Annotated in this window: 18 protein-coding genes; 12 read left to right on the top strand and 6 right to left on the bottom strand. The window is 45.3% G+C overall.

Annotated elements, in window-relative coordinates; all coding sequences use genetic code 11:
• Nucleotides 1-121 precede the first annotated feature (121 nt).
• From AC1DE7_RS13160 to AC1DE7_RS13185, 6 genes are all read left to right on the top strand, one after another.
• Entirely contained in the window at nucleotides 122-532 is a 411-nt protein-coding gene (locus AC1DE7_RS13160; protein ID WP_315371607.1) for a PGAP1-like alpha/beta domain-containing protein, read from the top strand.
• 32 nt (nucleotides 533-564) lie between these two features.
• A complete protein-coding gene (locus AC1DE7_RS13165; protein ID WP_315371604.1) occupies nucleotides 565-1089 on the top strand; it encodes a hypothetical protein in 525 nt (174 codons plus the stop codon).
• A 93-nt stretch (nucleotides 1090-1182) separates the two neighbouring features.
• Nucleotides 1183-1341 (top strand): hypothetical protein, encoded by a 159-nt coding sequence (locus AC1DE7_RS13170; protein ID WP_477534533.1) that lies wholly within the window; start codon nucleotides 1183-1185, stop codon nucleotides 1339-1341.
• Nucleotides 1342-1529: 188 nt separating this feature from the next.
• Nucleotides 1530-2567 carry an ROK family protein gene (locus AC1DE7_RS13175; protein ID WP_315371605.1) on the top strand — a complete coding sequence of 346 codons (1038 nt, stop codon included), beginning with the start codon at nucleotides 1530-1532 and terminating at the stop codon, nucleotides 2565-2567.
• Nucleotides 2568-2874: 307 nt separating this feature from the next.
• The gene (locus AC1DE7_RS13180; RefSeq protein WP_315371608.1) at nucleotides 2875-4074 is read left to right on the top strand and encodes an MFS transporter; all 1200 of its coding nucleotides are present in this window, start codon (nucleotides 2875-2877) and stop codon (nucleotides 4072-4074) included.
• Nucleotides 4075-4388: 314 nt separating this feature from the next.
• Nucleotides 4389-8177: an S-layer homology domain-containing protein gene (locus tag AC1DE7_RS13185; RefSeq protein WP_477534534.1), complete on the top strand. Its 3789-nt coding sequence runs from the start codon at nucleotides 4389-4391 to the stop codon at nucleotides 8175-8177.
• Between the two features lie 177 nt (nucleotides 8178-8354).
• Here AC1DE7_RS13185 and AC1DE7_RS13190 read toward each other — a convergent pair whose 3' ends face one another.
• Nucleotides 8355-8960, bottom strand: coding sequence for a DedA family protein (locus AC1DE7_RS13190; RefSeq protein ID WP_477534535.1), 606 nt, complete (start codon nucleotides 8958-8960; stop codon nucleotides 8355-8357).
• Between the two features lie 707 nt (nucleotides 8961-9667).
• Between AC1DE7_RS13190 and AC1DE7_RS13195 the strand changes: the two genes are divergently transcribed.
• The 4 genes from AC1DE7_RS13195 (at nucleotide 9668) to AC1DE7_RS13210 (ending at nucleotide 14634) form a co-directional block, all read left to right on the top strand.
• Nucleotides 9668-9970 carry an AbrB/MazE/SpoVT family DNA-binding domain-containing protein gene (locus AC1DE7_RS13195; RefSeq protein WP_017687001.1) on the top strand — a complete coding sequence of 101 codons (303 nt, stop codon included), beginning with the start codon at nucleotides 9668-9670 and terminating at the stop codon, nucleotides 9968-9970.
• Nucleotides 9967-10302, top strand: coding sequence for a type II toxin-antitoxin system PemK/MazF family toxin (locus tag AC1DE7_RS13200; protein WP_405157717.1), 336 nt, complete (start codon nucleotides 9967-9969; stop codon nucleotides 10300-10302). Before AC1DE7_RS13195 ends, AC1DE7_RS13200 begins: the two co-directional genes overlap by 4 nt.
• 299 nt (nucleotides 10303-10601) lie before the next feature.
• A complete protein-coding gene (locus AC1DE7_RS13205) occupies nucleotides 10602-13769 on the top strand; it encodes a GNAT family N-acetyltransferase (RefSeq protein ID WP_477534536.1) in 3168 nt (1055 codons plus the stop codon).
• On the top strand, nucleotides 13756-14634 hold the full coding sequence (locus AC1DE7_RS13210; protein WP_339186192.1) for an amidohydrolase family protein: 879 nt from the start codon (nucleotides 13756-13758) through the stop codon (nucleotides 14632-14634). Before AC1DE7_RS13205 ends, AC1DE7_RS13210 begins: the two co-directional genes overlap by 14 nt.
• Nucleotides 14635-14811: 177 nt before the next feature.
• On the opposite strand, the gene AC1DE7_RS13215 is transcribed toward AC1DE7_RS13210, so the two are convergent.
• Nucleotides 14812-15768, bottom strand: a complete 957-nt coding sequence (locus AC1DE7_RS13215; RefSeq protein WP_477534537.1) for a phosphotransferase family protein — start codon at nucleotides 15766-15768, stop codon at nucleotides 14812-14814.
• A gap of 97 nt (nucleotides 15769-15865) precedes the next feature.
• Here AC1DE7_RS13215 and AC1DE7_RS13220 point away from each other — a divergent pair, with 97 nt between their 5' ends.
• Entirely contained in the window at nucleotides 15866-17029 is a 1164-nt protein-coding gene (locus tag AC1DE7_RS13220) for an iron-containing alcohol dehydrogenase (RefSeq protein ID WP_477534538.1), read from the top strand.
• 153 nt (nucleotides 17030-17182) lie between these two features.
• On the opposite strand, the gene AC1DE7_RS13225 is transcribed toward AC1DE7_RS13220, so the two are convergent.
• Entirely contained in the window at nucleotides 17183-17608 is a 426-nt protein-coding gene (locus AC1DE7_RS13225; RefSeq protein WP_477534539.1) for a hypothetical protein, read from the bottom strand.
• A 276-nt stretch (nucleotides 17609-17884) separates the two neighbouring features.
• On the opposite strand from AC1DE7_RS13225, the gene AC1DE7_RS13230 reads away from it, so the two are divergent.
• Nucleotides 17885-19942 (top strand): methyl-accepting chemotaxis protein, encoded by a 2058-nt coding sequence (locus AC1DE7_RS13230; protein WP_340984469.1) that lies wholly within the window; start codon nucleotides 17885-17887, stop codon nucleotides 19940-19942.
• 100 nt (nucleotides 19943-20042) lie between these two features.
• Here AC1DE7_RS13230 and AC1DE7_RS13235 read toward each other — a convergent pair whose 3' ends face one another.
• The 3 genes from AC1DE7_RS13235 to AC1DE7_RS13245 form a co-directional block, all read right to left on the bottom strand.
• The gene (locus AC1DE7_RS13235; protein WP_340984470.1) at nucleotides 20043-20429 is read right to left on the bottom strand and encodes a RidA family protein; all 387 of its coding nucleotides are present in this window, start codon (nucleotides 20427-20429) and stop codon (nucleotides 20043-20045) included.
• Between the two features lie 19 nt (nucleotides 20430-20448).
• Nucleotides 20449-21825 carry an amidase gene (locus tag AC1DE7_RS13240; RefSeq protein WP_405157713.1) on the bottom strand — a complete coding sequence of 459 codons (1377 nt, stop codon included), beginning with the start codon at nucleotides 21823-21825 and terminating at the stop codon, nucleotides 20449-20451.
• 193 nt (nucleotides 21826-22018) lie between these two features.
• Nucleotides 22019-23050 carry an ABC transporter substrate-binding protein gene (locus AC1DE7_RS13245; RefSeq protein WP_101314486.1) on the bottom strand — a complete coding sequence of 344 codons (1032 nt, stop codon included), beginning with the start codon at nucleotides 23048-23050 and terminating at the stop codon, nucleotides 22019-22021.
• Nucleotides 23051-23059 lie beyond the last annotated feature (9 nt).

Genomic DNA, 23059 nt, shown 5'->3' on the forward strand with positions numbered 1-23059 from the left:
GGATACATGGACTCCGGATTTTGTGAAATATGTGGAAGGTCTATTTAATGAATCAAGTGAAAAGTTAAATTAGACAGGAAAGGACAGTACTGGTGCTCGTTCAGATGCGGCGGAAGAATCCATAAATAAAGTGTATGAATGGCACAGTAAAAATCCTGACGAACCTATTAGATTGGTAGGGCATAGTCACGGGGGGAATGTAGCTATCTTGTTAGCTAATCTTCTTGAGAAAAAGGGAAAGAAGGTCGAGATATTAATAACTGTAGCGACTCCAGTTAGGGAATATGAGCTTGATACAAAGGTTGGGCAACACATTCAAATGTATAACAACAGAGATTCCGTCCAAATGGATATGGGAGGAAAATGGTGGCGATTAGGGTTTGGTTCTACATCTACGAGGAAGTTTAAGGGTGCAGATAATGTGCGTGCGAAAGACGGAGAGACTGGCTCGAAAATTGAAGCACATTCTACGATGCATAGTAATGTAGACATATGGAAGAAGTACATCGAGCCAATATTAAAATTAAAATGAAAAAGATGTTTACATGAGAGAGGAGGGTTATTTTGGCGATCTGGTTAAAATTAATATTGATATTACTAATGATTTTTAATCTGTCATCATTGGTATGGTTTCTCCTCGGTTCTACAGCGTATTTCCAAAGAGGAATGGATATTATGGGAACAACCTATTTATGGGGAGCTGGTATTCCTGTACTATTAATTACGATTGTATTTACTATATTTCTTTTTAAAGGATGGATTCCAACGAGCAGGGGAGATTATATTGGAATTGGTGTGTGGATGGTATTATCCATTTTACTCTCTTTCGTATTGATTCAAAGTGTGAGTACTCACGGTTGGGCAAACGAAAAGATCAGTAGTGACTCATTGAAGATTACGTCGGACGGAAAGTATGAATATCGAGTAGACTTAATCAACTTATTTCAAAAAAACAGTCATGCTAGACTTTATCTTAAAGATGTCCATTCGGGGGAGGAAATATATATATCGACTGGGATTCAGACTCGTAAGATTGTAGGACTCGTGACATCCCTTCTTCCTCCGAAAGAGTCTTGTAATGGGAAATAATTTCACATTAAGAAGAATGTCTTTTTTGATTAACGAAACATAGACGATTATATCGATTAGCTAGTAACATGCAACAAACTCATCCTGGACGCCATGGACATTATCGCAAAGCAGGCAGGTGTGCTAGACATGGATACCGTGAAACAGGTAGCATATCACCTACATGCCATGGAACAGGATCTAAATCGAAAGTTATTTAAAGTCCGACTGGAGAAGAGCATCTTGGCAAATCAAATGAGCCAGTCTACATAAACCACCTTAACTAAAGGACAGTGCAGGATCATATATGGTGATCTTGAACTGTCCTTTTGCCTCTACATCCATACGGTTATTAAGCATTGACTTTCCTCCAAAATCCCCCTACACTTCAATTATTAAAATACTTTTAAAAACATTCATTGAATGGTTCGAAATGAACGAAAGGAGGCATATAACTTACCATGTTACCCACATCACACAACACCCAGCAGGTGAAGCGCATTAACGTTGAACTTGTGAAGAACACGCTCCGATCCATGGGCGTAGGCACGAAAGCTTCCATTGCGAACCTGACTAAACTCAGTGTGGCGACATGCGGCACAATCCTTAACGAATTACTCCAAACGGGTGAGATTATCGATCTGGGTCCAGACGAATCGAGTGGGGGAAGACCGGCGAGTCAATATCAATTCAATGCGGACTACGCCAGTGTGCTGTGCCTAATTATTCGAACAGAGGGCGGCATTCACTCAATCACACATACATATGCCAATCTGAACGGAGAGATGGCGGACGAACAGACGCTCATTTTGGAAGAAATTAATGTAACGGTGGTAGAGGATCTAATTGCGAACCTGATTGAACAACACCACAATGTGCAGGCGATTGGGATCGGTATACCTGGTGTGGCACACAACGGTGTTATTGGGATTTGCGATGTACCGGAACTGATGTATCAGCCACTCGGGCCAAGGCTTAAGGAGCAATATGAAGATGTAGAAGTGGTCATTGGCAACGACATGAACCTGACCGTCTACGGGCTGTATAACCAGCAGCAATTTGAGGAAGAGAAGAACTTTGCAGTGGTGACGTTTCCCGAGAATCATTTTCCGGGTGCAGGTTTTATCATTGACGGTCGTCCGCTGACCGGGAACACGCAATTTGGGGGTGAGGTGTCTTTCTTACCTTTTGGTGTGTCACGGGAAGAGCAACTGCGAATGTTGAAAACGACAGAAGGTTTGCAGGAACTCGTCGTACAAACGCTTGTATCCATCATCGCGATCATTAACCCGGCCACGATTGTAGTTACAGGGGATACGACGGACCCGGCTATGCGGGATGGCCTGACGCAAGGCTGTCTGAATCATCTGATTCCACAGGAGCATATGCCTGAGTTGATCATCCAAAGAGACACTCGGCGCGAATATGTGACTGGGCTGGTCGCGGTGACGCTGGAGAGCCTGACCTACCGCATTCAGGTGGTTGAGAAGCAGTGGTAAAGGAAAAAGGAGCTTTTACGAGTATTCTATTTTTAGGAATAAAGCTTAACCATGTTTCCTGCCTCAAATGTACAAATTATTGACACGATAACGTAGAGAGCAGAACCAATCTGAAGAACGCCTTTATCACTGTATTTTCACCTTTAGGAACAATTCAAAAAAATACAGGGATAACAGCGGTCGGAAGATGGTACTGCAATCGTAGTTATAACGTGCAATCATTTTCCTGAACACACTGGAGGAACTTATTTTGAATCAGCAAGCAGGTACGCAAGGGAACAAACGAAAGTTTAACAAGCTGTACGCCATGCAACTGGCAACGATCTTTCTGGGATTTATCGTATTTGGCATATCGGAAAATATTAAGGGGCCGGCCATCCCGCGCATTCAATTCGACTTTAATCTGGATGAGAAACAGCTCGGGACGTTATTGTCCCTGAATGCACTGGGGTACCTGATCGCATGCTCCTTCACGGCTATTCTGGTTCGCAAATGGGGTATCAAGGCGGTTAGCATCATTTCGTTTGCATCGATGATCCTCTCGGGTGTGTTCATTTATGTGTCTCATACCTATCCACTCTTTGCTTCATCATACTTCTTCATGTACATCGGTAACGGCATGCTGGAGATTGCTTTGGCGATTCTGGGTGCACGGATTTTTGTGAAAAACACAGGCACGATGATGAACCTGTCCCATTTCTTCTATGGGCTTAGTTCAACGGTAGCACCTTTGCTGGCGACAGGTGTCATGTCCTTGACGGTGTTTGGACACGAACTGGACTGGCGCGGCATGTACCTGGTGATGTTGTCACTCTGTCTGCTGCCGATCGTTGCGGCGCTGCGTAGCAAATTCCCGGGGGATGATCTTGCTCATGAAGATCGGACATCACTGAAGACGTTAACACGTGATCCAGCCCTATGGCTGATGGTGCTTATTCTTTCTTTTGGCGTGGTATCGGAGCTGGCGGTTGGGGGTTGGCTGGTTAATTTCCTGGAAAAAGCCTACACGTGGGACACGGTCAAAGCCTCCGGGTTATTATCTGCGTTCTTCCTCACGTTCTCGCTGGGACGCCTGCTGCTTGGACCATTGACGGACCGGATCGGATTTGTATTGTCACTGATTCTGTTCTCGGCTTTCTCGGGAGTATGTACGTTCGTAGCGCTTGCAGGGGGAGAGCGTCTTGCGATTTTCTTTGCGATATCTGGTGCGGGCATAGCGATGATCTATCCAACAGTTATGGCGTTTATCGCACGCAGATATCCGAATGGCAGTGACACCGCGATTACATTCACGGTTACCTTGATGGGGGTTGGTAGTGTCATCGGTAACTATGTGATTGGCTGGGTGATTGAGGGCGTGAAGAATTTGTACGGTTCAACGACTCAGTTGGGACTGCTGCGCGGACTTCAAGCGGGATATGGATTCATTGGTTTATGTGCTGTGATCTGTGCGGCATCTGGCGTAGTGTTGTATGTGTATTTGAAAAGACGACAGGAATTGATCTAGTTGATACGTAGCACCAAGCTTCATTAAGAACTCTTTAATAGCTCTTTCTCACCTGAACTATGGAGTGAGAAGGAGCTTTTTTTCAGTTTTTATTTTGCATATGAACGGGTATCAAATTAGCAAATGGTACGATATACACCTTCGATCGGATAATCTGAGCAAAAGTTACGGAACAGTTACTAGTTTACTTTAACAAGCTGAACATTTTGGAAATTAATATTGTTATAAGCTAAATTACATATTATGATGTATAGGTCTTTTGATTCAATATTATACAAAAATCAGGAGAAAAGACTTAATCATTAGGAGGCAATATGGATATTTCGAAAAAACTGGGTGTAGCAGCTATGGCAACGATAGCTCTTACGCTAAGCACGGCAATTCACTCCAACGTGTCGGCAGCATCCGATCCGTTCAAAGATGTTGCACAGGCATCGCCTTGGGCAAAGGGACTTATTCAAGAAGCTCAAGAGAAGATGTTCATGAATGGAGATCGTGAGGGTTATTTCCATCCCTTACAAGAGGTAACTCGTCAAGAAGCAGCAGTCGCGCTTGCCAAACTAATGGGCCTTCAATTAAGTAACAATGTGGTTTCTTCATTTACAGATGTTGCTCCTGGTTCATGGAGTGAAAGTGCGATTAATGCGGTACAAAAAGCAGGATGGATGAATGGAGATCGTAATGGAACATTTCGTCCTAAAGCAGTAATTACAAGAGAAGAATTAGCTTCCATTTTGGCCAGAGCTACACAAGTAGATGCAGTGGCAGTTCAAGAAGATGAGCTTCCAGCTATTAAGGATAATCAGAAAATATCCGCTTGGGCTAAAAACTCAGTTTCATCCGTTGTTTCATCAGGTTTGATGACAGGAAGTAATGGAAGCTTTCATCCACAGAAACCAGTACTTCGGCAGGAATTGGCAGCTATTTTAGTAAGAATGGATTCTAAGACTACAAGCAATAAACTTCAAACGATCAAGAAAATAGAAAATGGAATGGTGACGATTGGAAATACCAACTATAGTGTGACGGAAGCATTAAAACCACTTTTCTCGGAAAATAATGTAGCTGCACTTGCTAACGCGGAAGTTCGTGTTGAAACCGTAGATGATCGTATCACCAAGGTATTTGAACTAAAACTTCTTACGCCAGGTCAGGGAGCAGAATCGGGTAAAAAAGAGTTCTCAGGTAATACCATACTAGATGGCGGACAAGCAGTCATTGAAGGCAATGTAAAAGTTGCAGCTGACTACATAACGATTAAGAATATCAACATTAGTGGCGATATGGAAATTACGAAGGAACTCGAAAATGACTTTTACGCAGAGAAGATTACGGTAAAAGGTACAACATACGTTAAGGGCGGAGACGATAATACGGTCGTATTCGACCATTCGTCACTCCAAGGAATGAATATTACCAAGGAAGATGTTCGGGTAGAAGCAGTAAACAAAACGGTCGTTAAAGAAGTCCATATTGAGTCGAAGCTCTCCGGATTGTGGGGGGATGAATCCATTACATATGAGAGTGTAACTGTAGGAGAAGGTGTTCAAAATGCTTCTTTGTATGCCCGCATCCAGAACTTGGAGATCAATACAGGTAATAAAGAAACAACAATTTCTGGAACAGGTCATATCGAATCGGTGACCATTAAAGGTTCTGGCACAATTGCGCTACAAGGTACCGGCGTAATAGGGTCCGTAACGATTACAGATAGTGCCAGCCAAGTGTCACTCCCAGCTAACGGTTCCATTCAACGTCTAGTGCTTCCAGACGGAATAGCACCAGAGAGAGTGATTGCAAACTACGATAAAGTAAAAACACAGATCGCTACGATTAACGGAGCATCGAATCCAGCTTACGTACTCCCAAGTTCAGGAGGCGGTAATTCTTCCAATAGCGGAGGTAATGCGGGGAACTCCGGAGGAGGAACGCCCTCTAATCCGGGTACAACACCAACACCAACGAATCCGAACCCAATAGCATGGTATCCGTACACTTACAAGAGTTATCAAAACCGCACAGAAACTTCGGCTGATGGTTTGATGACCACGAACAAAACGGGTACGGTCTATTACATGGCTGTTCGTTCAGGTGATAATGTACGTCCTACAACTGAACAAGTGAAGAGTGGAATACTTCCTAATAACCTGCCTTCAACACATGGTGCGTTTTCTATAACCGCTAACCAACCTGTAACCTATAAAATTGAAGGCCTGGAACCGACCAAAGCATACAGCATGTATGCCATTTTCAAAAATGGAGAAACGGGTCAGGAAACGCAGCCAATGTTTATCCATTCCGTTATGAATTATATTGCGAACGACATTAGTGTACTTCCTTATGAGAATTCAAACTTAAGTCAGATTAGAATTCAGTTCACTGGTGTACTCACTCCTCCGGCCACAAGTACAACCAATCCGTCTGCCATCATTAAGGATGGTCATCTGCGAAACTATGGCTACGGATTTATTGAGATTAATTCAATAGATTGGGATCTAACCATTCCCGAAATGCCTATTATGAATCTAAATTTTGACCCTGTAACATTGGGAGATGGGACATCCTATCGGTTGGATTGGACCTATGTAAAAAATGCTTTAACGATTAAAAATACAGATGGAAATGGTTCCCGTTCGTTCGGCGGACATGGAAGTTACTCAGGTCCGGAAGTTGTTTCATTAATCACGAAGCAATTATTCATAGAAACGGGCAACATGATCGATCCTTTAAAGGGAGAAGCAGTCATGCGCATTCTTGGAGTGTATCCTTCTCCGTTGAAAGAGGAACTGGAATTGGTTGAATTCAATGGACAACATTATCAGAAAGCTCTGGCAGAAAAAGCAGGCCAATATACGACATTCAGTGATGTCAAACAGATTATTCATGCTACAAACCAGCAATATCCTGCTCCATCCAGCACTGAAGCCAGTGTGATCCGTAATATCAATAGTGCAGCAACCGTTTCTATTATGGAATCTTACCTGAAGAGATATGCATCCACATTAAATATTGATGCAACGGCATACAGCAATATGAATCAGGCTGCTCGAGCAGAAGTTGCCCAAACAATTATTAATAATCGAAGACTTCTGCCTGATAACAAATTCACGAGCCTTGAAGAAATTCGTACTACTTATGAACTTGCATACGTCAAGGCTGCTTCTATACCGATGAGCATTTCTTTTGTGGATACCGATACGGCTGCAGGCTTTATTGGGGGAGATATTAGATGGACTACAGGTACAGATGATAATTCAGTCATTTCTTATGAGATACTCTGGGGAGATGCTGGGCTAAGTCTTTCGAGCATTGCAACAATCGACAAGGATGAAGAGAATAGTTATACCTTACCACAAGGAACGGCTATTCCTTACGGATCGACTCAACTACTTGTACGAGCCGTGCTTCAAGATGGATCTCAAACAGCTCCAATATCCATTGCGATCAAAGATACATTGCCTTCGGCTCCTGAGGAACCAGCAATTAAAATCAATGATGAAAGAAATATACTGATTGATGCGAATTCAAGCATGGAGTTTTCGGTGGACGAAGCTCAATCTTGGATTTCATATAATGATGTAGATCCGCCGATTTTCCCTGGTGATGTATTTGTAAGAGTGCGTGTTAAAGCTGATTCAGCGAATCAAGTTCCAGCAGGGAACTGGTTAACAGTTAGTTTTGTAGATAATGTAAAAATGTATGTTGGTCATAATGATGCCAGTAATACGTTCTATACAGACCACATGACCTCAGCAATGGAGTATTCTGTGAATGACGGGGAAACGTGGACAACGTACAACGAAGAAAATCCACAACAATTTCCTGGGGATCTAACTGTTCTCGTTCGCGAGAGAGGCGGTCAATACTTGGAGGCTGCACCAGCTAAAAGCTTCACATTTACATCGGAAGTTCAGGTTTGGAAGTCAAATAATTCAATTATGGCTTCTTCATCGATACTTGAATACTCCAAGAATAATGGAGAATGGATTCCATTAATCAGCGAACAAACTGTTCCTTTCCAAACAGGAGATTCGGTTCGAGTCCGGGAAGCAGCACAATATCCTTTTCCGGCTGGCGAAGCAACGACATATAATTTCGAATAAATAGAAATATCAAAGGGAGAATCTCTAAACGATTCTACACCCAACAATCACAATAAAGCCCCGCTGATTTTTTAAATCAGCGGGGCTTTACATAACATATAAATTAGATGAGTTTTAGCATACGACTATTTCAAAAAAACATCAAACTGCACATCTCTTTTCCTTACTTCAACAAGACTATGACTTGTTCAAAGCCGTTCTTCTTTTCCAACGTTTCAAAAGCACGTAAAATCCAAAAGCACCTAAGAAAATCACCGCTGCCGGAACGATATAAGGTTTAATAATCTCATCCACATGCTCCCATTGAGAGCCTAATTTGAAGCCTAGGTAGATATACAATGAGGTGATCGGAAGCATGGCCAAGAAGGTAAAGATACTGAACTTAAACACATTCATTTTCGCCATTCCACATGGGATGGAGATCACGGTCCGAATGCCGGGTACAAAACGTCCATAGAATGCTACCCCGCTGCCATATTTCTCGAAGAACTTATCGGAAGCGTCCAGATGGTGGGGGCGAATCAAGAAATATTTGCCGAATTTTTCGACCATCGGTCTGCCGCCGTATCGTCCCAGGGCATACAACGTCAGAGGTCCAAACGTACCACCTACGGTACCAGCGAGTATAGCCAGCCAAAGCTTCATATCCCCAAGATACACCCAATATCCCGCCATGGGCAGTACAAGTTCAGCAGGTACGAATTCAAACGACAAGGCAATAACCAGACCTGCGTATGACAAATCTTTAAAAAAGAGTATAAATTGCGTGATCCATTCTGTCATGCTTTCCCTCCATGAATCTATCTTTTTTATATATAAAAGAAACACTCCTGTACAAAGAGTAACAATAGCGAATAGAGCTTGTCAAAGTTCACATGTATGTCCATTTCAGGGCACACTGCGGCAATATGTTTACCCATACATAAGGGTTGAATGAATTCATTGACACTTCATACGGAAGTGGGTACCGAAGCAATGATATCCTCTGAAAATGATTCCAATTATAGTATGATGAGACTATAACTGGCTTCTTCACCATCCTGTACATAAAGAGAAGGAGATCAGAACATGACCGTAACTTCGATTATCGACCAGATCCATATTATTGAATACGCCCCCTCTTACGCTGCTGTGCGCAAGACCGTGGAGGCCGGATGGCCGACGGGAGTGTGGTTTTGATTTCTTTGACTATACGTGGAAAAAGGGAGATGTCTCCCTGCGGGCTGCATTTGAAAAGTCGGGTCGCGGGCTGACTGCCCTCGAAACACCGGATTACGAAATCTCTACAGAGGTCGATGATCATGATCTGGTTTTCGGTTCCAGCTATAAGGTTCGCTATCGCATTAAGAACACTTCTGCGTCCGAACTGGCAGTCGAGATCAAGGCACATTATACAAGGGTAAGCTACCGAGGGACTATAGCTCCAATGTATCCTTTTATTGTTTCATGTATATCATATAGATATACAACTGTAGGGAGGTGAGGTATAATTGGAGCATCAATCAAACGAAAGGCGTGGGATTGCCATGACTACAGCCACACTTAGCAAATGGGGAAATAGCAGTGCAATTCGCATTCCTAACCAATTGCTTAAGCGTCTTAATCTGGAAGAAGGCTCGGAAATCGAGATTTTGGTGACAGAAGATAATGAATTGTTGTTGCGTCCAAAAACCAAGCCTGTAGAGTCCAATGAGGAACTACGTAACCATCTAAAGACTTTGCTCTCTAAAGTGAAACAGGATACAAGACATGAAGAAATAGACTTTGGTACTGAAGGGAACGAGTTACTTTGATTATTCCCAAACGAGGCGATCTGATATGGCTTGACTTTGATCCTCAAGCGGGTCACGAGCAAGCCGGGAGACGACCGACTATTGTTCTATCGGAACTTGAATTCAATGAAATAACGGGTTTTGCCGTTGTATGTCCCATAACGAGTCAAGCCAAGGATTATCCTTTTGAAGTTACACTACCAGAAGAGCTCCCATTTTCAGGTGTTGTTTTGACGGATCAGTTGAAGAGTCTTGATGTGCGGCAACGACGTATCCAAATTGCGGGGCATGCCGAACCAACCTCTGAATTTATGAAATCAGTTCTACGCAATGTCCGTTCTATATTGGCATAATTGAAAATTAGTAGCTGATCATATTCCTAAATCCACGTCTAACTAAAAGACGTGGATTTTTTCTTTCATGCCTAAATAGATTCGTCCATCCTTGACGCTTCTAACAAGAGCTTCCGAAAGGCACATATAAGTTGGAAAGAAAGATTTTTAATTCTCTGAAAATGCTTCCATTTATAGTATGATAAGACTATCGCTAGCTTCTTCAAACATGGCCTGTATTATCTCTGCGGCTATCGGGCAAAGGCCATATCGAAAGTTCACAAAGACCATCCTATAGATAAAGATAAGGAGATCCAAATATGACAGTAACTTCGATTATTGATCAAATCCATATTATTGAATACAATCCCTCTTACGCTGCCGCACTCGCGGATATGTGGAACCGTAGTAATGAAAGCTGGGGAGGTGGCACCAACCTTAGAACAGAGGAAACAGTTCGCCGGGAGATGGAGAGTTCGTCCAATCTTTATGTGTTTCTAGCCGTTCATGAGAAAGAGGTTGTTGGCTTCTGCAGTTTTGCCCATTACCGCTATGACGAGAGAGCGCTATATGTACCGCTACTTAACGTACGCCCCGACTATCACGGGTATAAGGTCGGACGTAATCTGATCCTGAATGCTGTGCGCAAGACCGTGGAGGCCGGATGGCCTCGCCTGGATCTGTTCACATGGGCAGGCAATACAAAGGCTGTACCGATGTACAAGAAATGCGGATTCTTCTGGGAGAAAAAAGATGATAATGTGCATCTGATGAATTTCATCCCTACCATTTTGCAGACCGAAGCACTCGCTCCTTATTTTGAGGAGTTGGATTGGTATGCAGACAGCACGCGTGAACTCGTGGTCGAGCCGGATGGCCGACGGGAGCGCGGTTTTGATTTCTTTGACTACACGTGGAAAAAGGGAGATGTTTCCCTGCGGGCTGAATTTGAAAAGTCGGGTCGCGGGCTGACTGCCCTCGAAACACCGGATTACGAAATCTCAACAGAAGTTGATGATCATGATCTGGTATTCGGTTCCAGCTATAAGGTTCGCTATCGCATTAAGAACAATTCTGCGTCCGAACTGGCGGTTGAGATCAAGGGTGAGGATAACAAAAACATTCGATTTGCGCTGGACATTGCACAAGCAGTCGCTCCGGGAGAAACCATCATCGTGGAAGGTGAGTTTCACCTTGATCCAATTACAGAGGAACAGAATACCAATAAGACTCATCCCGTGGTTGTCAGCACATGGTTGATCGGCGGTAAGAAAGCGGAGTTCAGGTTAGGTATTGCCCCGAAATTCCCGGCCAAAATCAAGACCGTTTTGCCTGTGAAGGAGCTCTATCCAGGCGTCTCGGCTGAGTTGGTTCTGAACGTGGAAAATAATGTGGATGCCGAAACGGAGTTCAGCTTGGACCTGCGAGAGGATGAATTCCTTGAATGGGCGGAGCGTTCGGTGCGCTTTACGGTGCCAGCCAAAGGTAAAATGTCTGTGCCAGTGCCTTTCACCTTGCGTTCGTATGGTCTCTATTCCCAAGAAGTTGAAGTGACGGCTGTCCCAGTGGGGAACCATGCGATCTCTTTTACAAGTAAACTTTCTGTACTGATGAAGGGAATCGAAGGGAAATATGGTGGGCAGATTGAGGATCAATGGGTGGCTGTGAATGGCGCATTCTCGCTCCATATGAACAAACATGATAATGTCATGTGGATTGAATACCCGGGCTCCCGTCATTCGTTCTGGTGGACTTATCCGAAGCTGGGTAAGCCGTTTGCCGAAGAGTTATCCAAGAAACAAGCAAAAGAAGTGAATATTTATCCCGAAGGGGAACGTCAGGTTCTTGAAGCACTGTATGACTCGGCGGATTTCCCTGGCTTGCAGATTAAGTCTGTGGTCAAGCTGTCTGCGAATGGAATCGCCGAATTCCACCATGAGGTTGAAAATACACGAGATACCGCCTGGGAAGAGGACCTGTATCTAATGAACAACTTTGGGTTCTATGGTAGCAGGTTAATCCTTCCTTATCAGGGGCGCTTCGTGGATATGGGGGATTCTTACGCTGGCGATCCGAACCATTGGAACAGTTCACAGATTACGGAAAACTGGCTGTTCTGTAAGGAGGAGTATGGTGCCAGCGGTATCTATTGGGACCCTTCTCTGAAGTTGCTTCGTCCGGAATACACGCTGGGGTTTCAGCATGAGCTTGGCCGTATTCCCGCAGGAGCCGTTGTGCGGACAAAAGCAACTGTATATGCTCTGAACACGTTTGCCAAATGGTCGGATTTCCGTGCGTTTGCACGGAAGCAGCGTAACCCGGTCATTCCGTTGCTGGACAGTCATCTGGATCTGACACTGAGTGAGGGGAATCCATTTGCCCCGGACGTGCTGCAAGCAACGTTGACTGAACACAAACTGGTTCCGCTTGCGGGCAAGCTGGAACTATATGTGCAGCAGGGTGGCAAACCGGAGGTTAGGGCCAATGCGAAGGAATTCAATCCGGAGCAGAATCTAAACTCAGCCAAGCTGACATTCTCACCAGACGAAGCGGACCGAGACCAGCACGTGAGTGGTTGGAAAGTTCGTGGGCTATACCGGGGCGAAGATCGGATTCAGGAGCGAACTGCCCTTTGGTTCCCGCAGAGCGGAACAGAGGTGAAGCAGATGATTGAAGAAGGTTCTGCTGGACCTTTGTACACTGTAGACAATGGAGTGTTGTCGATCGCTGTTGCTCCTGAATTCGGAAGTGTAGTACACTCCCTGAAATATGCAGGAGGAGAATGGCTGGATAGCTCATACCCTGAATCGGCTCCACGCTCGTGGTGGAATCCGTGGTACGGCGGACTGGGTGTGGGGGTTCCGGGCATGAATGGTTTCAGCCGTCAGTTGGAACAAAGAGTCGCTTCCTGGACTGAGCACAAGGATCAATACGGCAACGTCTGGAAGGGTATAAAGCTGACCACCCGGATTGAGAAGCATGAAGCGAATCGTGGAATCACGATCCACCAGCATTATCTGATGCTGCCCGGTGTTCCTGTGCTATGCACGCTGCTTGCCGTGACAAACGAAAGTGGCCTGACGCTGACGGATTACTCGCTTGCGGAGGAACGTTTCCTCCAGCCTTCATCTGTATTTGCGGAAGGTTGGATAGAGCAACCGGGTAAAGATCGATTCCCGCTGGGCAAGGTGGATGTGGGCCTGCCACTTGAAGATCTTTTGCGAGTAGGATCGGTTTCGCGTGAAAACATGCTACATGCGGTCCATCGTTACCCGAATCAGAGTGCGTGGGGGTTTGCTAATAATCAGGTGACGGGTCTGAACGTTCATCATCATCTGACACTCCAGCAGGGGGAGACGGTCTGGACGGAGCCGACATATCTGGTTCTGGGACAGATCCCGCTGAGTTCAGCGGATGTGCATGACCTTCTCAAACTGAATTTTACAACTTCTAACGATGAAAAGGAGGCTGCACATGTCGATCATTGATATTCACATTCATCTGTCGGACATCGACAGCTTTCACCGAACAGCGATCGATCTGTCTAAAGTGGAATACTCTGCCGCTGGTCTTAAAGCGGAGTTTGATAAAAACGACGTCATTATGGGTATCGGAATGGGGGTTACGGAGCAGACGAAGGGAGCGTTCCCGGATTCCAGTTCCCCTAACCCGATGGGACTTGATCTGGAAGAGAAGGTCCCATCATTCCTGATGGAATGTGTGGGGATCAATCCCAATGCGCTAGATGGTAAAAACGCTCAGGACGAGCTTGATCGGATTGAATCAAGACTGCAATCCCCTGAAGTAGCCGGAATCAAACTCTATGCCGGATACTATCATCACTATGTGTATGACAAAATCTATACTCCGGTCTATGAACTCGCAGCCAAGTACAACCTGCCTGTCGTGATTCATACGGGTGACACGTACTCCATGAATGGATTACTCAAATATTCGCATCCGTTGACGGTGGATGAATTAGCCTTACAGCAGCGCGGTGTGAACTTCATGATCTGTCATTTGGGTGATCCATGGGTGATGGATGCAGCTGAAGTGGTGGCGAAGAATCCTAACGTGTACGCGGATTTGTCTGGTCTTGTGGTGGGGGATCGGCCCCATTTTGAACGGTTCATGAACGAGCCTTTGTTCATGGATCATTTCCGCCGGGCCTTGGTCTATTCGGATCATTACGAGAAAATGCTGTTTGGCACCGACTGGCCGCTTGCGCCCATCGATCTGTATGCCGAATTTGTTCGCCGACTTGTACCGGAACAGCATCATGATAAAGTCTTCTATGAGAATGCCTTCGGGCTGTTTCCGCGTATTGGACAGCGGATTGCCGATCTGGGGTAGAACCTAAGTACCGAATTATTAATATCTGAGGGGACGTATAGCATGCCTGTCATGAAAGCATGAATCATGTGATGTTCATGCTTAATCCCTGTCACGTAAGCTCCTGCCACTGTGCTGGCAGGAGCTTTTTTGTCCAGGAGAACAAGGCATTCATCGTACGTCTAATCTGATGAGGGATTAGGAGAACAAAGGTTGAGTCACCATTTTCATATACCTTTTTAAGTCGTTTTCTGCATGTGGGTATTGTTCCCAAACCCCAAGGTTCCAACTCATATAACGGATGCCGAGATATCGGGATGCCAGAGAGAAGTACTTCTCGAATTGATGTTGTGAAATATCGTATCCGTGAGAACTTAGGGACTCCCGATAGATATCAACTTGTTTCAAATGTGTACAGCGCAGAGGGATATCAAAGAACAGGGAGCCATACCTTGCTTCCTCCCAATCGATAAAATAAACATCCTCATTGTTGTGTACCAATACATTGCCAGGATTCAGATCATTATGAATCATCGTATGTGTGTGCTCATCTTCGATGAGAATTTCAAGATCAGCTACAATATGACCTGCTACAGCTTCAATTTCCGAAATGAGCGGTGATCCAAATTCCTCAATGAATGATGGACGTTCTATGGCGGTGTTCCACAACGGTCTCCAGCGTCTTTCCATCATTTCGATGATATGAGATCGATCCACAATAGGTATCCATGGCAGTTCTTTTTTCGACCCCATATTCGTCCCATGTATGTAAGCCAGTGCTTGTAATTCTTTATTCTGAAGCAGGTCTATATCCAGATGACTATAATCGGTTTGGTAGTCCACATCCTGAATGCAGATCAGACTGCGATCTTGAGTATGAACTTCATTTGATAGACTATAGGGTACATTGGCTCCCTGTAAAAATAATCTGGACAAGGCAGAGTGTTCAATGAACGTGGCCTTCTTTGTTACGTAAGAAATATCCTTTTTCACTCCATTTATAAGGAATTCAATGTGATGTCGAAGCAATTCAACGGCTTGAGATCCGGCACCGATTGGGTTAGTTTTGATACTTAGAATGTGAATATCCGAGGATACATATTGATTAATGGTTTGTTTTATTAATTGTTGTAATGTGACAGACTCCATACTCATCTGTTATCTCCTTCTTGCCTGTATTTGTTTTTACGAATAAAGAGAACTATAATGGTGGATGCACAAAATTTCAGATTCCTTTGGAGGAACATACGTTATGAGATCTTTTCAGTTTTATAATCCGACCCGGCTGATTTTTGGCAAAGGGCAACTTCAAGCACTACAAACCGAAGTTCCAAAATACGGAAAGCGTATTTTGCTTGTATATGGTGGCGGAAGCATCAAACGTAGCGGGCTGTACGATCAGGTAATCAGCCAGTTGAATGAGATCGGAGCAGAGGTTACGGAACTGGCCGGTGTGGAACCTAACCCGCGTCTGTCTACGGTTCATAAGGGTGTAGAACTATGCAGAACACATAACATTGATCTGGTTCTTGCGGTTGGCGGCGGCAGTGTACTAGACTGCGGGAAAGCCATCGCAGTAGGAGCCAAATACGATGGAGACATGTGGGATGTTGTTGTGCGCGAAGCAACCCCGGAAGGCGGACTTCCACTGGGTACAATTCTAACGATGGCAGCGACAGGCTCCGAGATGAACAACGGTTCAGTAATAACCAATCAGGACACACAGGAAAAATGGGCATGGTTTAGCGAGTATTCTTTCCCGGCGTTCTCCATTCTTGATCCGGAGTACACATACACCGTGCCACTGGATCAGACTGTATACGGCATGGTGGACATGATGTCTCATGTGTTTGAACATTATTTCCATCTGGATACGAATACACCAGTTCAGCTTGGATTCTGTGAGACGATTCTTCGTACCGTCATTGATACGGCCCCTCGTCTGATTAAAGATCCAGAAAACTATGAACTGCGCGAAACCATTCTCTACTGCGGAACAATGGCGCTTAACGATGTCCTGAATATGGGTCTTGCCGGAGATTGGGCTTCTCACAATATAGAACATGCCGTGTCGGCCGTGTACGACATTCCGCATGGGGGTGGCCTTGCAATCCTCTTCCCACACTGGATGAAACATAATCTGGATGTGGATGTAGATCGATTCAAACGTTTGGCCGTTAATGTATTTGATATTAATCCTACTGGAAAGTCGGACAAACAAGTTGCTGAAGAAGGCATTGAAGCGCTGCGTACATTCTGGACTTCGATTGGTGCCCCTAGCCGTCTGGCGGACTATGACATCGACGACAGTCAGATTGATGTAATGGCTGATAAAGCGATGCGATTTGGTCCGTTCGGATTCTTCAAAAACTTGCAGCGTGAAGATGTAATACAAATTTATCAAGCTGCACTGTAATTGTAAATCTCACAATCACTTTGTATAATGAGTCACATTAAACAAGGACCTTCCTTTAATACTAAGGAACGTCCTTGTTTTTTTATTATGACATCATATCTTGTGCGCTCCACCGTTTATCTGGACTTCAATGTCATGTGATCCCTTTTCGAATTAATTCTTCGGTTCAACTACGGCTTCATTGACAGGGGTATCCTTTCGTTTCAGATACAACTTGCTTGGACGATGCAAGAGCACGATAAGCAGGGCAAAGAGATGAATCAGGGTGAACAGGTTACTCTCATTTGGAATGGAAACGAATAGCGCCAGACTCAGAAACGTCACGGTGAGCTTGAACTTTCTCTTGGTGATGAATATAACAGCAAGCAGGCTGGGACCGATGATAAACAACATTCTGGCTAAGATTACGCCAGAGGCGTAAGCCAGATCATCTCCTTTGCGTAAGAAACCCAGATAGGTCTCCATGTTCTGGTTGAAGTCAATGAGGAACACAATAAAGGACACAATCACGTAGATCAGTTTTACACTCAATAAAATGCGCACGACATTTAATAGCGTAGGTAATGCTGTTTTTGCCATATCACTTCTCCTATTCGACATTTAATAAAGTAGGCATTTTTGGATTCAATGCGTTGTCCCTCTTCCTGCATGATATGTATTTCATATATTATACGATGTTGATGTCATATTTTGTATTAACCCAAAGTCTTCATTTTCCAATCGTTTGCAGTGGCCTTTGACCTAGAATAACTGGGGAAACAGCTTACAGATTATTTGATATCGACCGATATAAAGTAGATACATAGAATTTGGACTTCATAATGATGAAAATGAAAATGGATGGTGAATGTAATCATGGTATTTAGCAAGGCAAGAGAACGCATGCGCAACATGTCGTTCAGAGTCAAACTGCCACTTATGATCAGTCTGCTGGTGTGTATCGTACTGGCGGTAACTGCAGTAGTATCCTACACTGTAGCGGCTGTCATCACACTCGACAAAAGCAAAGATGAGATTAAAGCAACCTCGGACCGGGTGGGGGCAGGTCTGTATGCTTCACTAAGTTTGGAAGAACAATCCACCTTTCTGATCACAACACATCGGACCTTCCAGGATCTGCTGGAGATTCGGAATACGGATGGACAGGAAGGGGAGAATTTTTTCTCGGAAAACAATGAACTGCTGGATAAGGCAAGTGGTATTCTCGCGGACAGTCTGGCAGGTATGGAAGGTAACAACAGTCTGATTTTGTTGGATCGAAATGGCATTATTATTGCAGCGAATGATCCGGCAGTTATCAAGGCAGAACGCGGAGATCGGGCATATTTCCAAGAAGCAATTCAGGGTAAAAACGTGATTAGTGAAGGGATTGTAGCCAAGTCCTCAGGACAACTAGGTACGGCTTTTGCCATGCCAATCTACAATGAGAGTCAAGAAGTACAGGGAGTGCTCGTATCAGCGGCATCCACCTCGTTCTTCGTTAATCAGCTACAAAATATCAATATAAATGATGAGGGAAAAGTGATCATTCTGGACCGTGTAGGTACGGTTATCTACGATTCAGCGGATGAGAAGTTGGCAGGCCAGAAGATGGAGTCCGGCGAATACCAATCATTGATAGATCTGGCTCCTGGCGCTGAACTACAGCAAGGGGATATTAGCACAGATGAGAAAGTGGCGTATTACTCCAAAATACCAAGATCAGACTGGACCGTCGTTGTTGAAGATAAACTGAGTGATGTGCAGAAACCTTTGCGTGCGATGGCAAAACAGATGTATATTGTTCTGTTTAGTGCTATTGCGGTTTCCGTCGTAGCGGGTATTCTGATCTCTTTGCTGGTAACCAGACCAATTACCAGACTAACTGTGTTGTTCAGACAGCTTGCTGACGGCGATCTGACGGTGCAGGCTCAAGGTAAATATAGCGGAGAATTCAAACAATTGGTGGACAGCTTCAATACCATGGCAGCAGGCAATAAACAGCTGATCTCCAGCATGAACCATTCCATCGGCATCCTGAAAACAAGTACATCCGAGCTGGAACAGTCCACTCAGCAAACTTCGACCACGATTGCCGAAACAACGACAACAGCATTTGAGATTTCACGAGCGATGGAGTCCCAGGCGAACGATACGGAAGCCATTGTGGACAAATTCATGAATGTTGGTAACAAGATTGCCAATGTGAATGGAATGTCGCAGGCAGTGAAGTTCAAGGCAGATGAAATTACGGATGCATTCAAAAATAATCATGAAGTTATTGATGCACTCATTGCGGTGAACGGCCAGAACGAGATTGAAGTTGGCAACATCTCCAAAATTACAGTGCAACTCGCCGAAAGCTCCTCGGGCATTCACCAGATTACAGGTACGATTGCCGAAATCGCAAATCAGACGAAATTACTTGCGTTGAATGCTTCGATCGAGGCGGCGAGAGCTGGTGATCAGGGACGTGGCTTCGCAGTCGTTGCTTCTGAGATTCGCAAGCTGGCAGAGCAGACGACAGCTCAATCGGAGGATATCAACCGAATTGTGATGCAGACCATTGATCACGTGGAGCAGAATAACCGAAGTGTTCAGGCTATTGAAGCGATTGCGGAACAGCATAAGAGCAGTGTTAGCCAGACCAAGGAGACATTCAATTTTGTCACCGAGAATATGAATGAGATGATGAGCCAGGTTCAGGCTATTGCCACGGAGATCGAATCCATTGAACGTGATAAGGATGACGTCATTGGAGCTGCACAGAACTTGTCCGCTTCGGGTGAAGAGGTGTCGGCTTCTGTTGAGGAAGTCACAGCAACAATGCAGGAACAGTCCGGCATGACGGAACATTTGACAGATATGGTGCAGAGAATCGATGGACTGACCAAACAACTGGCCGAAGAAGCATCTCGCTTTAAAACAAAATAGGAATACGAAAAGAAACCCGTTTTTCAAAAGAAAACCGGGTTTCTAGAACAAAAAGAGCACCTGTACCCATCTATGGCTACAGGTGCTCTTTGGTGATGTGTTACTCTCCTCGAATGGAAGGCGCATACGCCAGCACTTCCATTTCAATTAAATAAGGGCCTAACCCGCTGAATACGGTAATACGGGCGGGATAGGGCTGTTTAATCATCTGCGCATACACTTCGTTGTATTCGGGCTGATCCTCGACTCTGGCCAGATGAGTGGTTACCTTCACAATATGATCAAGTGTAAGTCCGGCTTCTTGCAGGATCACCTCAATATTACGAATGCACTGCTCAGTCTGCTCCTTAATGCCGCCGATAGGCTCAAGCGTCTGTGGATCAACGCCTACCTGACCTGCGACGTAGAGGAAATCTCCTGCGCGGACAGCATGGGAGAAAGGAAGCGGGAACTTGGGTGCTGCACTTGCATGTATGATGGTAGACATCGTAGCTGTCATTCCTTTCCTAATGAGTGTGTATGATTGGTGTTAACTGATGCCAGTTCGTAGCCTGCTGATAATGATGAGCAATGGACAACAAGCGGTCTTCTCTCATGAGTGGACCGGCAAGTTGCATGCCGATAGGCAATGGCTTCCCTGAGGTGGTATCAAACCCGATGGGTACGGTGATGGACGGTAGTCCTGTATTAGTAAACGGTCCGTTAAAAATCGGGCTCCCCGTCTTATAGCCATGTGGGGCCACATAGGGTGTTGATGGAGTCAATAACACATCCACTTCATCGAAAAGCATCATCATCTCGCTCCGGAATATCGTTCGGATGCGTTGTGCCTGCAAATAATCAACGGCACTCGTCTGGTAACCGAGTTCAAGCTGCTCCCGCATCGTGTGGCCGTAACGATCAGAGGCTTCCGCGAAGCGTTCCTGATGGAAGGCGGCAGCTTCTGCCCGCATAACCGTACGATGAGCAGCCATGGTCTCTTCCATATAAGAAGGCAGGTCAACTTTCTTCCATTGCATGCCCAGCTTCTCAAGCACAGCGATGGCCGACTCTACCGCTAACAAGATCGCCGGTTCATCGGTTTGGAAGAAGCTGCTCGGTAGCCCGACCATCATTTCTGAAATAGGATGCTCAAGAGCATTTGTTAAATCTGGCTTGCCATGAGGGAGCGTGAAGGGGTCAAGCTCATCTTGCCCGGCCATTGCTTCCAGAACGATTGCGTTATCTTGTGCCGATCGAGTGAAGGCGCCAATATGATCCAGGCTCCAACTGGCTGTGATGACACCATTACGGCTAACCCTGCCGTAAGTGGGTTTCATACAGGTTAATCCGTTGTAAGCTGCGGGTCTAAGCAGAGAGCCAAAGGTCTGTGTTCCGAGTGTGAAGGAAGCCATGCCAGCCGCTACTGCAGCGGCAGAGCCGGAGCTGGAACCGCCTGGGGTATGTTCTAAATTCCATGGGTTGCGGGTTGGCGGTTCTCCTCCCTGAAAGGCGTATTCCGTCGTTGTTGTCTTGCCGAGCAGGATAGCACCTGCAGCTTGCAACTTATTAATTACAGTTGCATTCGTTCCAGATACGAAGTCTGGAAAGGTACTTGATCCAGCCGAGGTGCGTATGCCAGCGGTATGGATAATGTCTTTGGCTCCATAGGGAATACCATGCAGAGGACCGAGATATTCGCCATTCATCAGTTTTTGTTCAGACTCTCTTGCGGCCTGCAAAGCCTGTTCGGCGGTGACTGTAACGAAGGCTTGCACAGCAGGCTCTACTTTCTCAATGCGATTCAAATAGGATTTTGTAAGCTCGACAGGCGATATCAACTTATTTTTAATCAGTGTTGCGGCTTCAGCAATCGTCAGCTCGTTAAGTGGTTTCGTAATCATCGCAGAGGCACGCTCCTATGCGGGGGATTGGGCCCTACTTCTTCTGGCAACTTGAAGTTTCGAATCAGCTCCAAGTCTGTTGTAAATAGGGCAAGCTCCTCGCTTGTAATAACTCCGTCCGCATATTTGGCGCTTTCTGTACGGCGGTGTGTGAGATAGTCATCCTGGTTCAGAGTAATCACCCTTTCTCTCTCTATTTGGTGGTGAAGCTTGAATCGATAATCTCCTCGTAAGCGAGGTCTTCCTTCAGATTGCCGATGAAGCGTTGCATATCGATTGCGGTCTCGAATGCTGATTCATTGATGAGTCCTTCCGCAGGATATACCTTGCTGTCGATCATGCGTTGTACCGCTTGCTCCACGACGTTTTTGTCCAAATTCGGGAATTCCTTCACGGCAACTGCTTTTGCGCCTTCAGGATTCGATTGAATGTAGTCCAGGGCTTGTTCAATAGAGGTGACAAAGCGCTGGGTGAGATCAGGATTCTTTTCAATGAAACTTGCGGTTGTATTCATCGTTGCAAAGGCAAAGTCAGGGTAATCCTTTGTGAAATCATGGACAATATGCAGTCCTTCTGCAATGCCTTGATCCAGCTGAGGTTCGTAAACGATAGCAATATCGGCTTTGCCAGCTAATACAGCACCAAGCTCGGAGCCATTCTGAACCTCGGTGATCGTCACATCCTTGTCGATATCGATGTTATTGTCAGCGAACAGCTTCCGCAGTAAGCTGTTCGAACTTGTAGGTGCCAAACCCACCACGATGGTTTTACCTTTGAAATCCGCTGTCGAGTTCACGGTTACTCCTTCTCGCGCAACTGCCCATACTGGAGCACTGCCGGATAGAAGGACCAGGGAGCGAGCATCTCCGCCCTTTGCATTAGCAAATGCGACATGCTCAGGACCGTGGAAGGAGAACGCCGACTCGCCTGAGATCACCGAAGACAATGCTGTTGGACCGCTTCCGGCAGCACGGATGGAAGATAGCTCAATGCGATTCTCCTTTAGAAAACCTTGGTTGTTCGCTACATACAAGGGAAGGTAGAGCAGGTTGTGATACACCTCGGAGACCATAATTTTGTCCACCTGCGTATTTGCTTGCCCCCCGCTATTAGATGCACCTGCACCACTCGCGGGTGTTGTGGAATTGCTTCCGCATGCACTGAGCAGTGTAGTCAAAATAACCGTCATCGCTGTTAGAAAAGCTATCTTTTTGAATGTACGCATTAGTCATCA

Source organism: Paenibacillus sp. 10L310 (assembly GCF_056395745.1).